Origin of the sequence: Streptomyces sp. NPDC001507, assembly GCF_042894765.1 — a bacterium.
Classification (GTDB): Bacteria; Actinomycetota; Actinomycetes; order Streptomycetales; family Streptomycetaceae; genus Streptomyces.
Map to the genome: position 1 here is coordinate 236544 of NZ_JBIAVV010000003.1, position 13045 is coordinate 249588.

The following is a 13045-nucleotide window of genomic DNA, read 5'->3' on the forward strand; positions in this document are numbered from 1 at the left end:
ATTATCTACAGCACCGCGCCGAGGAACTCCCGGGTCCGCTCGTGCTCGGGCTCGCTGAAGATCCGCTCCGGCGGGCCCGCCTCGATGACCCGGCCCGAGTCGAACATCAGGACCTGGTCGGAGATGTCCCGCGCGAAGTTCATCTCGTGGGTCACGCAGAGCATGGTGATGTCGGTGCTGCGCGCGATGTCCCTGAGCACGTCGAGGACGCCCGCGACCAGCTCCGGGTCGAGCGCCGAGGTCACCTCGTCGAGGAGCAGCACCTTCGGCCGCATGGCCAGCGCCCGCGCGATCGCCACCCGCTGCTGCTGGCCGCCGGAGAGCCGGGTCGGCCGCTCGTCGGCCTTGTCGGCGAGACCCACCAGGTCGAGCAGGTCCCGGGCGCGCGTCTCCGCCTCGTCCTTGGACATGCCGAGCACGGTCACCGGGGCCTCGGTGACGTTGCGCAGCACGGTCATGTTCGGGAACAGGTTGAACTGCTGGAACACCATCCCGATCTGCTTGCGGGCCTCCCGCCGCTCCTTCTCGGACGCCGGGAAGAGCCGCTGCCCGTCGACCGTGATGGTGCCGGTGTCCGGCTTGGTCAGGGTCATCAGCAGCCGCAGGATCGTGGTCTTGCCGGAGCCGGAGGGACCGATCAGGGTGACGTGCCGGCCCGCCTGCACGGCGAGGTCGAGCCCGTCGAGGACGGTGTTGTCACCGAACCGCTTGGTCACCCCCTCGATGCGGATCAGGTCGTCGGACGCGGTGCCGGCGGTACTCGGCTGCTTGCTGGTGTCAACGGACAAGGCGACGCTCCAGGGTGCGCAGGAGAAGGGAGGCGAGGTAGGAGATGACGATGAAGGCGACACCGATCACCGTCACCGGCTCGGTGAACTGGAAGTGCTGCTGGGAGAAGAGCCGGGCCTGGCCGAGCATCTCCAGCACGGTGATCGACATCAGGATCGGCGTGTCCTTGAGCATCGAGATCACGTAGTTGCCGAGCGGCGGCACCACCCGGCGCACCGCCTGCGGCAGGATCACCGCGAACCAGGTCCGCCGGGCCGGCAGGCTGAGCGCGGTGGCGGCCTCCCACTGCCCGGCCGGGACGGCCTCGATACCGGCCCGGTAGACCTGCATGGTGTACGTCGAGTAGTGCAGGCCGATCGCGAAGACCCCGGTGGTCAGCGCGGAGAACGTCAGCCCCCACTCGGGCAGCACGTAGAACAGGAAGAACAGCTGCACCAGCAGCGGGGTGTTGCGCACGAACTCGGTCACCGCGCCGACCGGCCAGCGCACCCAGCGCGTGGGCGTCCGCATCAGCAGCGTCCACACCAGCCCCAGCGAGAACGAGATCAGCGAACCGAGCGCCAGCGCCTCCAGGGTGACCCGCAGGCCGTCCCAGAAGTACGGCATGAACTCGCGTACGGCACTCCAGTCCCACGTCACGCGACACCACCGACCCCGGTCGTCTCCCTGCGCTTCACCGCACGCGCCTCACGTTCGCTCCCCGGGGCCTTGCCGATGCCGGCCTTCAGCCGCTTCTCCAGACCGCGCATCAGCCGGGTGATGACGAACGCGATCACGAAGTAGATGAGCAGCAGGTACGTGTAGATGTGCGCGCTCTCCTGCAACGCCAGCCGCACCAGGTTCCCGCTGAAGGCAAGGTCGCCCATGCCCGTGATGGACACCAGCGCGGTGCCCTTGAGCAGTTCCACGAGCAGGTTGCAGTAGGACGGGATCATCTCCGGCACCGCCTGCGGCAGCAGGATCAGCCGCAGCCGCTGCCAGGGCGTGAAGCTGAGCGCGATCCCGCCCTCCTTCTGCGCCGGGTCGACCGCGTTCAGCGCCCCGCGCACGATCTCCGCGCCGTACGCGCCGTAGGTCAGGCCGAGCGCGAGCGTCCCCGCCCACAGCGGCACCAGCTGCCAGCCGAAGGCGACCGGCAGCACGAAGAACACCCAGAAGATCATCACCAGCGCCGAGGTGCCGCGGAACACCTCGGTGTAGAGACCGGCGAGGAACCGGACGATCCAGAGCCGGTGCGTCCGGGCCACCCCCACCACCAGCGCCACGGCCGTCATCAACAGCCCGCTGAGCACGAGCAGTTGGATGGTCGTCCAGGCCCCCTTGAGCACGAGGTCCCACAGTCCCGAGGTCATCCGCTCTTCCCTCCCCCGCACAGCTCCTTCGCCGTCAGGTCGGTCATCTCGGCCTCGGTGAACCCGAACGGGCGCAGGATCCGCGCCAGTTCGCCGTTCCTCTTCAGCTTGTGCAGCTCCACGTTGAAGGCGTCCCGCAGCCTCGTCTCCGCCGACCGGAACGCGAACGCGCCCCCGTCCACGTGCGGCTTACCGCCCACGAGCGGCGCGAAGGGCTTGGTGGCCTCCGCCTTCGCCGACTTCTTGACCACCGCACGGGTGGTGACGGCCGTACCGGCGAACACGTCCACGCGCCCCGCCTCCACCGCGTTCAGCCCGGCGACCTGGTCGGGAACGATCAGGATGTCGCTCTCCTTGTACCCGGCCTCGACCGCGTACTGGATCTCCGCGTAGCCCGTCCCCGTGGCGAACTTCGCCTTCTTCGCGACGACGTCCTTGTAGTCGTGCAACCCCTTGGGATTGCCCTTCCGCACGACGAACGAGTCGAGCATCTGGTAGTCGGGATCCGCGAAGATCACCTGCGCGCAGCGCTCCGGATTGACGTACATCCCGGCTGCCACGACGTCGAACTGCTGGGAGTTGAGCCCGGGGATCAGCGAACCGAACTCGGTCGGCACCGGCTGGACCCGGTCCACCCCGAGCCGCTTGAAGATCGCCTTCGCCAGCTCCGGCGCCTCACCGGTCAGGTGCCCGTCCTTGTCGATGTACCCGAAGGGGATCTCACCGGCTATGCCGAGCCGTACGACACCCTGGGCGCGCAGCCGTTGCAGCAGATCACCGCCGTCGGTACCGGCCGCGTCGGCCACGCGCGTGCAGCCGGCGGCGCCGAACGCGCCGAGTGCGCCGAACGCGGCGGCACCCGCGAGCACGGCTCGCCGACTGTGTCTGGATTCATGGCCTGATGTGCCTGATTTGTTCCCGAGTGGTGGAGCCATGGCGGCGCGGCTACCCGACCCCAACCGACTTATGCACCATGGAAGGCATGACCCAACGATTCATCGAAGTCTCGCTGGTCAGCCGCGGTGTCACCGCCAAGGCCAGGCTCCTGGACGATCGCGCCCCCGTCACCTGCGCCGCCGTCTGGGAGGCCCTGCCGCTGTCCGGCGACGTGTACCACGCCAAGTACGCCCGCAATGAGATCTACGCCCTTTTCCCGCCGTTCACGCCGACGGAACCGCCCCTGGAGAACCCGACGGTCACCCCCATCCCCGGCGACCTCTGCTACTTCTCCTTCGCCGGCACGGAACTGGCCACCAAGGCCTACGGCTACGACCGCGAGGTACGCCCAGGCACCACCCTGGTCGACCTCGCCCTCTTCTACGAACGCAACAACCTCCTGCTCAACGGCGACGTGGGCTGGGTCCCGGGCATCGTCTGGGGCGAGGTGGTGGAGGGCCTGCCGGACCTGGCCGAGGCCTGCAACGACCTGTGGCGCAACGGCGCGGCGGGGGAACAACTGGCGTTCCGGGCGCTCTGACCGGGGTCCCCGACGTCCGCTACCCGTGCCTTCGGCCGCCGCTCACTCTGATACCCGCCGCGACGGCGCTCAGCCACGACGGTGCCGTCCGGCGGTGCCGAACCCACCGCGGCCGTTGCACCGCTCGCGTTCCCGCGCGGTGCTGCCCGGTCCTCTCCTGCGAGCCGCGGGTGCTTCCTTTCCGCCGCGACGGTGCTAGGCCACGACGGCGGTGCCCGGCGGTGCCGAGGCCACACCCGCCTCGTACAGGGCGTGGGCCGCGCGCAGGGCCAGGTCGTCGCGGTGGCGGGCGGCCACGAGTTGGAGGCCGACCGGGAGTCCGTCGGGGTCCGTGCCGACCGGGACTGTCGCTGCCGGCTGCTGGGTGAGGTTGAACGGGTAGGTGAAGGGGGTCCAGCCCGTCCAGCGTCGGTGGCCCGAGCCCTTCGGCGCCTCCAGGCCCGCCTCGAACGCCGTGCGGGGGAGGGTCGGGGTGACGAGGAGGTCGTAGGACTCGTGGAAGCGGCCCATCCGGCGGCCCAGGTCCATCCGGACGTCCACCGCGGCGAGGTAGTCCAGCGCGGACAGGCGGGAGCCGGTCCCGCAGATCTCCCGCAGTCCCGGGTCGAGCGACTCCCGCTGCCCGGGTGAGAGCCGCTGCGTCACCCGGGCGGCCCCGGCGAACCACAGCGCGTGGAAGGCCTCCACCGGGTCGCTGAAGTCCGGGTCGGTCTCCTCGACGTACGCCCCGAGTTCCGCGAGCCCCGACACCGCCCGCCGTACCGCCGCCGCGACCGCCGGCTGCACCGCGACCTGGCCGCCGAGCGTGGGCGAGAAGGCCACCCGGAGGCCGCGGACGCCACCGGCCAGGGCCGCCACGAAGGAGCCCGGTGCCGGGCCGAGGGCGGACCAGTCGCGGGCGTCCGGCGTCCCGATCACGTCCAGCATCAGTGCCGCGTCGGCCGCGTCCCGGGTCATCGGGCCCACATGGGACAGCGTGCCGAAGGCGCTCGCGGGGTAGAGGGGGACACGGCCGTACGTCGGTTTCAGGCCGAAGATGCCGCAGAACGCGGCCGGGATGCGCACGCTGCCGCCGCCGTCCGTGCCGAGGGAGAGCGGACCGGCCCCCAGAGCCACCGCCGCCGCACTGCCGCCACTCGAACCGCCCGCGGTGCGGGAGGGGTCGTACGGGTTGCGGGTGATCCCGGAGAGCGGGGAGTCGGTCACGCCCTTCCAGCCGAACTCGGGCGTGGTGGTCTTCCCGACGAACACCGCGCCGTGCTCGCGCAGCCGGGCGACGGACGGCGCGTCCTCGTCCCAACTCCCGGCCGCCGAGATCGTCTTCGAGCCGCGCAGGGTCGGGTGGCCGCGCATCAGGAGGATGTCCTTGACCGTCACCGGCACGCCGTCGAGCAGGCCCCGCGGCTCGCCCCGCCGCCACCGCTCCTCCGACGCCCGCGCCTGCGCCAGGGCGTCCTCCTCGGTGAGCCGGACGAAGGCGTTGACCTCCGGCTGGATCCGCGCCGCCCGTTCCAGGACCGCCCGGACCGCCGCCACCGGGCCGAACTCGCCCTTGCGGTAACCGTCGAGGAGCTGCCGCGCGGTGAGGTCGGTGAGCTGCATGAGGGGCACCCTCCCGGGAGTCAGTGACCGCGTACGTATCCGCGCTTCTTGTCCACCACGTTCAGCAGAGACCTGCCCGCCGCCCACCGTTCGTACAACTCCACGAACTGGGAGCCCAGTTCGTCCCGCCAGCCCACCGTGTCCCCGCTCATGTGGGGCGAGACCAGCAGGCCCGGCACGTTCCACAACGGGCTGTCGGCGGGCAGCGGCTCGGTGGCGAAGACGTCCAGGGCCGCGGCGGCGATCCAGCGCCTGGTCAGCGCCCGGACCAGGGCCTCCTCGTCGACCAGCCCGCCCCGGCCGACGTTGATGAAGCAGGCCGACGGCTGCATCACGCCGAAGCGGTGCGCGTCGAACATGCCGTACGTCTGCTCGGTCAGCGGAGCGGCCGCGATCACCCAGTCCGCGCGGGACATGAGCCGGTCCAGGTCCTCCGGGCCGTGGATGCCGGTGCGCGGGACGCGGCCGACGAGGGCCGTGGTGATGCCGAGCGCCTTGAGGGTGCGGACGATCGCCCTGCCGATCGGCCCGGAACCGACCACGCACGCGCGCGTGCCGGCCACCCGGCGCGCCTCGCGGTGCCGCCAGGTCCGTTCCCGCTGGAGGTCGAGGGTCCCGGGCAGGTCCTTGGCGACGGCCAGCACCAGCGCCGCCACGTACTCGGCGATGGGCGCGTCGAAGACCCCGCGCGCGTTGGTGACGACCGTGTCGGACGCGGCCAGCTCCGGGCACATCAGGTGGTCGACGCCCGCGCTCGCCGTGTGCACCCAGCCCGGCCGTGGCCCCTCGCCCGGCCAGGCCTCGCGGACGGCGGGCGAGGCGAAGTCCCAGACGAGGAGGACGTCCGCCGCCGGCAGCCGGGCCGCCAGTCCCTTCGCGTCGGTGTGCACGATCCGGGCGCGGCCGGTGAGCCGGCCGAGCCGCGGGGGCGGGTCGGCGTCGAGGACCAGCAGAGTGGGCACGGGCGATGTCATTCGGGGCGGTCTCCCGGTGTCCGACAGTGTCTGACATGGGCGGATGGAACGTCTCGGATGTGCGGATTGACCACGCTGGCACCCGAACCTACCTTCGTCAACACGGGCGTATCCGTCGACCGTTGCCCCTCGCTCTCCCACCTGAGGCCGGTGACTTCCCATGGACGTCTCCTTTCTGGGCGGACCTCGTCCGCAGCGCGGTGTCGGCGTCGTGGCGCCCTTCGACTTCGCGCTCGACCGCGAGCTGTGGCGATGGGTGCCGGACGACGTCTCCCTGCACCTGACCAGGACACCGTTCGTGCCGGTCGAGGTCAGCCTGGACCTGGCCCGGCTGGTCAGCGAGCACGAGACGCTCGGCGAGGCGGTACGCGCGCTGACCGCGGTCGCGCCCGAGGTCGTCGCCTACGCCTGCACCTCCGGCAGCTTCGTCGGCGGCATCGCGGGCGAGCGGGCGATGTGCGAGGCGATGACCCGCTCCGGCGCGGTGCCCGCCCTCACCACCTCCGGGGCGCTCCTCGACGCGCTGACCGAGCTGGGCGTACGACGGCTGGCGCTGGTCACGCCGTACACGGTCTCGGTGACCCGGGTGCTGGAGGAGTACGTGGCGGAGGCGGGCGTGCGGGTCGCCGGCTGCGCGTTCATGGGGCTGACCAGTCACATCTGGCAGGTGCCGTACCGGGACGTGGTGGCCATGGCCCGGCAGGCGGTACGGCCCGGGGCCGCCGACGCCCTGTTCATCTCCTGCACCAACCTCCCCACCTATGACGTCATCCCCCAGCTGGAGGCCGAACTGCGCATACCGGTCCTGTCGGCCAACCAGGTCACGATGTGGGCGGCGCTGCGCAGTCTGGGTACCCGAGCGGTGGGCCCTTATCAGGCGCTGATCCGTCACCTGGACGAACCGGCGGCGGCGCGTGACTGGCCCGTACTGCCGGAAGAACAGCAGGAAGGGTGGACATGACAGCGCTCGGACTCCTCTATCCGGGACACTCGGCGGAGGACGACTACCCCCGTATCGAACAGCTCCTCGGCAGCGACATCCGGGTGGACGTCGTCCACACCGACATCGGCGAGGACGCGCACCGGGTGGACGCGCTCCGCGAGATGGGGGCCGAGGAACGGCTGGCCGCCGGGGTGGCGGAGCTGCGGCTCGCGGGTGCGGACGCGGTGGTGTGGGCATGCACCAGCGGCAGCTTCGTGTACGGCTGGGAGGGCGCCCAGCAGCAGGTCCGGGCGCTCGCCCGGGCGGCCGGGATGCCCGCGTCGTCCACGTCCTTCGCGTTCGTGCACGCGGCGCGGGAGCTCGGGGTACGGCGGGTGGCGGTCGGCGCGACCTATCCCGACGACGTGGCGTCCCTCTTCGCCGACTTCCTTCGCGCCGGGGGCCTGGAGGTGACCGGAGTGCGGTCCTCGGGGATCGTGACGGCGGCGGAGGTGGGGACGTGGGGGGAGGAGGAGGTCCTGACCCTGGCGCGGGCCGCGGACGCGGGGGAGGCCGAGGCGGTTCTGCTTCCGGACACGGCACTGCACACGGCGGCCCACGTGTCCCTCCTGGAGAAGGCCCTCTCCAAGCCGGTGCTCACGGCGAACCAGGTGACCGTCTGGGAGGGCCTCCGCCTGGCCGACCGCCGGGTCAACGCCCCGTCCCTCGGCACCCTCTTCACCCGCGAACCGATCGTCCAGGCCTGACAACGCCCCGTACCAGGGGGCTCCGCCCCCTGGACCCCCAAAACCCTCGCCCACCCACCACCCGACTCGGTAGGAAAAAGGGAACCGAAAACCCCCAAGACCACGCCCACCGCCCACCGGCCCCCCGTCGGCGGCAGTCGCCACAGCCACGCAGCTACGCGCCTACTCGGCCACGCAGCTACTCAGCTATGCAGCTGACCAGCCACGCGCCTACTCGGCCGCGCAGCTATGCAGTCACGCAGCTACGCAGCTACCCAGCCACGCGCCTACTCGGCCGCGCAGCTATGCAGCCACGCAGCCACGCGCCTACTCGGCCACGCAGCTATGCAGCCACGCAGCCACGCGCCTACTCGGCCACACGGCTACCCAGCCACGTAGCTACTCAGCCACGCAGCCCTCAGCCACGCAGCCCTCGGCCACGCAGCCACGCAGCTACTCAGCTGCGGGCAGTCGTGCCGCTGGGGCGGCACGGGTGGGCGCGGCGGCACCCCGCAAGCGCCGGTGAGCGTCCCCACCCCCGGCCCCCACTCACCCGCACGGAATAAACGGAGACCTCCTCCTGTTACCCACCCTTACAAGCTCACGGCCGCGATTCAGGAGGCTCTCACCGTGTCGGCAGACGAGATCCGGGGCATCACGCACGGGACCGCCCCCGTCCCCCTCTCCGTACTGGACCTGGTGACCGTCGGCACCGGCAGTACGGCCACCGACGCCCTGCGCACCAGCGCCTCGCTCGCGCGGCTCACCGAGTCGCGCGGCTTCCACCGGTACTGGGTCGCCGAGCACCACTCGATGCCCGGTGTGGCCTCCTCCTCACCCGCCGTGATCCTCGCGAACCTCGCCGCCCACACCGAGCGGATCCGGCTCGGGTCCGGCGGTGTGATGCTGCCCAACCACGCGCCGCTCGTGATCGCGGAGCAGTTCGGCACGCTGGAGGCGCTGGCGCCGGGGCGGGTCGACCTCGGCCTCGGGCGGGCGCCGGGGACCGATGGCGCCACCGCCGCCGCCCTGCGCCGGACCCAGACCCTCAACGAGGGCGCCGACGACTTCCCCCAGCAGCTCGCCGAGCTGATCCGGTTCCTGGACGACGACTTCCCGGACGGGCATCCGTACCGGAGGATCCACGCGATCCCGGGGCCGGTGCAGAGCACGACCCCCGGCGGGGTCCAGTCGCCGCACCGGCCGCCCGTCTGGCTGCTCGGCTCCTCCGGGTTCAGCGCCCGGCTGGCCGGCATGCTCGGGCTGCCGTTCGCCTTCGCGCACCACTTCTCCGCGCAGAACACCGTCCCGGCCCTCGACCTGTACCGCGAGACCTTCAGCCCGTCCGCCGTCCTCGACGAGCCCTACGCCCTCATCGGCGTCTCCGTCCTCGCCGTGGACGAGGAGCGCGAGGCGCGGCGGCAGGTGCGGGCCGGTGCGGTGAACATGCTGCGGCTGCGCACCGGGCGGCCCGGCCTGTTCCCCGACCCCGACGACGTCGAGAAGCACGAGTTCTCCCCGATGGAGGAGGAGTTCGTGCACTCCTGGACCGCCAACATCGTGCACGGCACCGCCGACGAGGTCCGCGCAGGCCTCGACGACCTGCAGAAGCGCACCGGCGCCGACGAGCTGATGCTCACCACCCACGCCCACCGCGGCGAGCTGCGCCTGCGCTCCTACGAACTGGTCGCCGACGCCTACGGTTTGCCGGCCGGGGCGTCCGCGTAGGTCCTGGTGTCCAGCAGCTCGGAGATACGATCCGCCGTCACCGGCCGGGAGTAGAGCCACCCCTGGCCGGTGTCGCAGCCGATGTGGCGGAGCCGGGAGGCCTGCGCCGAGGTCTCGACGCATTCGGCAGTGACGGTGAGGCCCAGGCGGTGGGCCAGCTGGATCATCGCCTCCACCACCACCTCGTCGGCCGGGTTGGGGCGGTCGCCCGGGTCGTCGTACTGGAAGCCCCGGACGAAGGAACCGTCCAGTTTGAGGACCGAGACGGGAAGCCGGCTCAGGTACGCCAGGTTCGAGTAGCCGGTGCCGAAGTCGTCGATGGCGATGCGGACGCCCATGTCGCTGAGGGCCTGGAGGGCCTGCAGCGGGCGGCCCGCCGAGCCCATGACCGCCGACTCCGTCAGCTCCAGCTGGAGCAGGTGCGGGGCCAGGCCGGTCTCGGCCAGCGTCTCCGCCACGTCCGCGACCAGGTCGGAGTCCCAGACCTGGCGGACCGCCACGTTCACGCTGACGAAGATCGGCGGCTCGCCGGGGTGGTCCAGCTGCCAGCGGCGGGCCTGCCGGCAGGCGGTGGTCAGGGCCCAGCGGCCGAGCGGGACGATCGAGCCGTCCTCCTCCGCCAATCCGATGAACCGATTCGGCGTCAGTGTGCCGAACTCCGGGTGGTGCCAGCGGACAAGGGCTTCGACCCCGCTGAGCCGTCCGTCCCCCATGCCCACCAGCGGCTGGTACTCCAGCACGAACTCGCCGCGCTCGATGGCCGGGCGGAGGGTGGAGGAGAGCGCCTGCCGGGTCACCAGGTGGGCGTTGCGCTCCGGATCGAACAGCGTCCAGCGGGACTTGCCGTCGGCCTTCGCCCAGTAAAGCGTCGTGTCGGCGGCCTGCATCAGACCGGTGGCGGTGGTGCCGGCGGCGTGCCGCTCCACCACCCCGATCGACGCCGACAACGACAGCCGCTGGCCGGCCAGGTCGAACGGTGCCTGAAGGGCCGCGAGGGCGGACTCCGCGAGGTCGGCCAGCTGCTCCGTGCCCGTGGAGTCCTCGACCAGGAGGGCGAACTCGTCGCCGCCGAGCCGGGCCACCAGCGGGGCGCCGGCCCGCGCGAAGCCGGCCTCGTCGGCGACCCGGGTCAGCCGTTCGGCGACGGCGGCCAGCAGACGGTCGCCGACCCGATGGCCGAGGGTGTCGTTGACGGCCTTGAAGCCGTCCAGGTCCAGGTAGCACAGGCCGATCCGGCCGGTGCCGCTCTGCTCGTACGACTCCGCCTCCAGCGCGGCCGACAGCCGCTCGAAGAACAGCGTCCGGTTGGGCAGCCGGGTCACCGGATCGTGCATCTGCAAGTGCCGCAGCCGGGCCTGGAGTTCGCGGCGGTCGCTGATGTCGGAGACCGAGATCAGCACGCCCGGCACGTCCTTGGCCAGCGGGGCGATGGTGACCTGGACCCAGACCGAGTGCCCGTCGGGGTGCTTCAGCCGGCGGGTGCAGCGCAGCCTCGCCTGCCGGCCGCGCAGTACCTCGCGGTACGCGTGCCAGGTACGGGCGTCGGAGGCCAGGTCCACCAGGTCCGCGGCGATCCGTCCGGGCAGCCCGGCCTGGTCGGCGCCGATCAGGGTGGCGAGCGCCTCGTTGGCGGCAGTGACCAGCCCGTCGCGGTCGACCACGGCCATGGGCAGCGCGGCGGCCGCGAAGGCGTGTTCGTAGGTCGTCGGCGCTGACCGCGCGTCTGTCGTTTCGCCTGTCGTTTCGTCTGTCTTCTCGTACGACTTCCGGTAAGTATTGTCACTCTCTGTGACGGCGGACCGGTCGAGGTCTGCCGCGGGCGTCGGCCCTTCGGACGTTCCGCTCACCGCTCGCTCCCGCAGTGCACTCGATCTCTGTCCGTGCAGGAAAGTGTGCCGATCATAGAGGCTGGCCCGAGGGCCTTCCAGCCACTGTCCAGTGTCCCCGATGAACCGGGGATTCTGACAGATCGTTTCTGCCCGCACCTGGACGGGTTCTTGGGGCGCCCGACCACTTGTGACGTTCCGTTAGCGTGCCGGGGTGTCGGCCGTTCGGGTCTGCCCGTGACGGGCAGGTGGTCCCTCACCCTTCTGGTGCAGATAAACAGGTCATAAGGTGACAAACTCACAGAGGCTGGGTGCGGTGTCCCGCGAACCGCCCCCGGAGGTCCTTCCGTGCCGCGTCTCCTGCTGCGCAGCTCCGCCGCCGTGTTCACCACGATGTCGGCGCTCGTCGCCACGACGATCCTGACCGGGCCGTCGTCCGCCGAGCCGTTCTCCACGGCCCCCTGCGCCCTGCACCGCACCGACGCGCACCACTCCGAGGGCGTCGACACCTGGAACCCCGACTACACGCGTCCCACCCACCCGCTTTCGGCCGTGATGGTGTTCCTCTCCTTCCCGGACGCGGTCCCGCAGACCACGCCCGCGGAGCTGGTCGCCGACCACTTCCCGGCCACCAGCCGGTACTACGAGCAGGCCTCCTACGGGAAGTTCACCATCCACCCGCACCCGCTCGCCCACTGGCTGCGGATGCCCCGGCCCTCGGCCGCCTACGGCATGCGACGCGACTGGAGCATCCCGCTGCGGGCCGCCTACCTGCGGGACGCGTTCGCGGCGGCCGATCCCGAGGTCGACTTCTCGCGCTACGACATCGTGTACCTCGTGGCCGACCCGGACGCGCCCGGCGTCGACTCCGACGCCACGAAGGTGGTCAACCTCGACACCCCGGTGCACGTGGACGGCACCGACGTCCGCCGGGTCGTCACGGTCTTCGAGAAGCATCCCCCGGACCGGCTGGTTCTCGCCCATGAGACCGGGCACGTCTTCGACCTCCCCGACCTCTACCACCGCCCGGTGGACGGCAAGGGCGACTGGGACACGTACGTCGGCGACTGGGACCTGATGGGCAGCCAGTTCGGGCTCTCCCCGGACCTCTTCGCCTGGCACAAGTGGAAGCTCGGATGGCTGGATCCACGCCAGGTGGTGTGCGTCCGGGGGACCGCGCCGACCCGGCTGACCCTGGAACCGCTCTCCGCCGGGCCGGGCGGGCCCGCGCGGGGCGCCGCGGGCGCACCGGCCTTCGGGCTCGGCGACGGCACCAAGCTGGCGGTGGTGCGCACCGGGCCCGACACCGCGCTGGCCTTCGAGGCGCGGGACGCGTCCGGCAACGACAGCGCGGCCTGCCGGCAGGGCATCCTCGTCTACCGGGTCCGCGACGAGACGGCCTCCGGCAACGGGCCGGTCCAGGTGATCGACGCCCATCCGCGCACCGAGGCCTGTTGGGAGAACTCGGTCTACCCGCCGCTGGCCGACGCCCCGGTCGCCCTCGGTGAGAGCTTCACCGTGCCCGGCGACGGCGTGCAGGTGGCGGTGGAGGGGCGGACGGCGTCCGGCGCCTGGAACGTGAAGATCACGCCGGCGAAGCCGGACTGAACCGCGCCGACGAAAAGCCGA

The 13045-nt window shown here is 71.6% G+C and carries 12 protein-coding genes; 5 read left to right on the forward strand and 7 right to left on the reverse strand.

Translation table 11 applies throughout. The features are described 5' to 3' along the window. Positions 1-5 precede the first annotated feature (5 nt). Genes ehuA through ehuB form a run of 4 tightly spaced genes read right to left on the reverse strand, consistent with a single transcriptional unit; the run spans position 6 to position 3076 of the window. A complete protein-coding gene (ehuA, locus tag ACFY0K_RS11440; protein WP_390639634.1) occupies positions 6-788 on the reverse strand; it encodes an ectoine/hydroxyectoine ABC transporter ATP-binding protein EhuA in 783 nt (260 codons plus the stop codon). Beyond that, the gene (gene ehuD, locus ACFY0K_RS11445) at positions 778-1428 is read right to left on the reverse strand and encodes an ectoine/hydroxyectoine ABC transporter permease subunit EhuD (protein WP_390639635.1); all 651 of its coding nucleotides are present in this window, start codon (positions 1426-1428) and stop codon (positions 778-780) included. The genes ehuA and ehuD overlap by 11 nt, the downstream gene beginning before the upstream one ends. Then, complete coding sequence (gene ehuC, locus ACFY0K_RS11450; protein ID WP_390639636.1) at positions 1425-2141, reverse strand: ectoine/hydroxyectoine ABC transporter permease subunit EhuC; 717 nt, start codon at positions 2139-2141, stop codon at positions 1425-1427. Before ehuC ends, ehuD begins: the two co-directional genes overlap by 4 nt. Then, positions 2138-3076 (reverse strand): ectoine/hydroxyectoine ABC transporter substrate-binding protein EhuB, encoded by a 939-nt coding sequence (gene ehuB / locus ACFY0K_RS11455; protein WP_390639637.1) that lies wholly within the window; start codon positions 3074-3076, stop codon positions 2138-2140. Before ehuB ends, ehuC begins: the two co-directional genes overlap by 4 nt. 47 nt (positions 3077-3123) lie before the next feature. Here ehuB and ACFY0K_RS11460 point away from each other — a divergent pair, with 47 nt between their 5' ends. After that, positions 3124-3618: a DUF3830 family protein gene (locus tag ACFY0K_RS11460; RefSeq protein WP_351958116.1), complete on the forward strand. Its 495-nt coding sequence runs from the start codon at positions 3124-3126 to the stop codon at positions 3616-3618. Between the two features lie 195 nt (positions 3619-3813). On the opposite strand, the gene ACFY0K_RS11465 is transcribed toward ACFY0K_RS11460, so the two are convergent. Both ACFY0K_RS11465 and ACFY0K_RS11470 read right to left on the reverse strand, forming a co-directional pair. Next, on the reverse strand, positions 3814-5220 hold the full coding sequence (locus tag ACFY0K_RS11465) for an amidase (protein ID WP_390639638.1): 1407 nt from the start codon (positions 5218-5220) through the stop codon (positions 3814-3816). 20 nt (positions 5221-5240) lie between these two features. Next, positions 5241-6194 carry a D-2-hydroxyacid dehydrogenase gene (locus ACFY0K_RS11470; protein WP_390639639.1) on the reverse strand — a complete coding sequence of 318 codons (954 nt, stop codon included), beginning with the start codon at positions 6192-6194 and terminating at the stop codon, positions 5241-5243. A 160-nt stretch (positions 6195-6354) separates the two neighbouring features. On the opposite strand from ACFY0K_RS11470, the gene ACFY0K_RS11475 reads away from it, so the two are divergent. The 3 genes from ACFY0K_RS11475 to ACFY0K_RS11485 all read left to right on the forward strand — a co-directional run bounded on the left by ACFY0K_RS11475 (position 6355) and on the right by ACFY0K_RS11485 (position 9590). Further along, the gene (locus ACFY0K_RS11475) at positions 6355-7155 is read left to right on the forward strand and encodes an aspartate/glutamate racemase family protein (protein ID WP_390639640.1); all 801 of its coding nucleotides are present in this window, start codon (positions 6355-6357) and stop codon (positions 7153-7155) included. Then, on the forward strand, positions 7152-7883 hold the full coding sequence (locus ACFY0K_RS11480; RefSeq protein WP_351958112.1) for an aspartate/glutamate racemase family protein: 732 nt from the start codon (positions 7152-7154) through the stop codon (positions 7881-7883). Before ACFY0K_RS11475 ends, ACFY0K_RS11480 begins: the two co-directional genes overlap by 4 nt. 609 nt (positions 7884-8492) lie before the next feature. Beyond that, on the forward strand, positions 8493-9590 hold the full coding sequence (locus ACFY0K_RS11485) for an LLM class flavin-dependent oxidoreductase (RefSeq protein ID WP_390639641.1): 1098 nt from the start codon (positions 8493-8495) through the stop codon (positions 9588-9590). Here ACFY0K_RS11485 and ACFY0K_RS11490 read toward each other — a convergent pair. Beyond that, positions 9560-11437: a putative bifunctional diguanylate cyclase/phosphodiesterase gene (locus ACFY0K_RS11490; RefSeq protein ID WP_390639642.1), complete on the reverse strand. Its 1878-nt coding sequence runs from the start codon at positions 11435-11437 to the stop codon at positions 9560-9562. The genes ACFY0K_RS11485 and ACFY0K_RS11490 overlap by 31 nt on opposite strands. 372 nt (positions 11438-11809) lie before the next feature. Between ACFY0K_RS11490 and ACFY0K_RS11495 the strand changes: the two genes are divergently transcribed. Next, a complete protein-coding gene (locus tag ACFY0K_RS11495; RefSeq protein WP_390639994.1) occupies positions 11810-13024 on the forward strand; it encodes a M6 family metalloprotease domain-containing protein in 1215 nt (404 codons plus the stop codon). Positions 13025-13045 lie beyond the last annotated feature (21 nt).

What these genes read in the sequence shown, in the direction of transcription:
- ehuC (WP_390639636.1), bottom strand. Translation starts at nt 2,141, where the DNA reads ATGACCTCGGGACTGTGGGACCTCGTGCTCAAGGGGGCCTGGACGACC.
- ehuB (WP_390639637.1), bottom strand. Translation starts at nt 3,076, where the DNA reads ATGGCTCCACCACTCGGGAACAAATCAGGCACATCAGGCCATGAATCC.
- ACFY0K_RS11460 (WP_351958116.1), top strand. Translation starts at nt 3,124, where the DNA reads ATGACCCAACGATTCATCGAAGTCTCGCTGGTCAGCCGCGGTGTCACC.
- ACFY0K_RS11465 (WP_390639638.1), bottom strand. Translation starts at nt 5,220, where the DNA reads ATGCAGCTCACCGACCTCACCGCGCGGCAGCTCCTCGACGGTTACCGC.
- ACFY0K_RS11470 (WP_390639639.1), bottom strand. Translation starts at nt 6,194, where the DNA reads ATGACATCGCCCGTGCCCACTCTGCTGGTCCTCGACGCCGACCCGCCC.
- ACFY0K_RS11475 (WP_390639640.1), top strand. Translation starts at nt 6,355, where the DNA reads ATGGACGTCTCCTTTCTGGGCGGACCTCGTCCGCAGCGCGGTGTCGGC.
- ACFY0K_RS11480 (WP_351958112.1), top strand. Translation starts at nt 7,152, where the DNA reads ATGACAGCGCTCGGACTCCTCTATCCGGGACACTCGGCGGAGGACGAC.
- ACFY0K_RS11495 (WP_390639994.1), top strand. Translation starts at nt 11,810, where the DNA reads ATGTCGGCGCTCGTCGCCACGACGATCCTGACCGGGCCGTCGTCCGCC.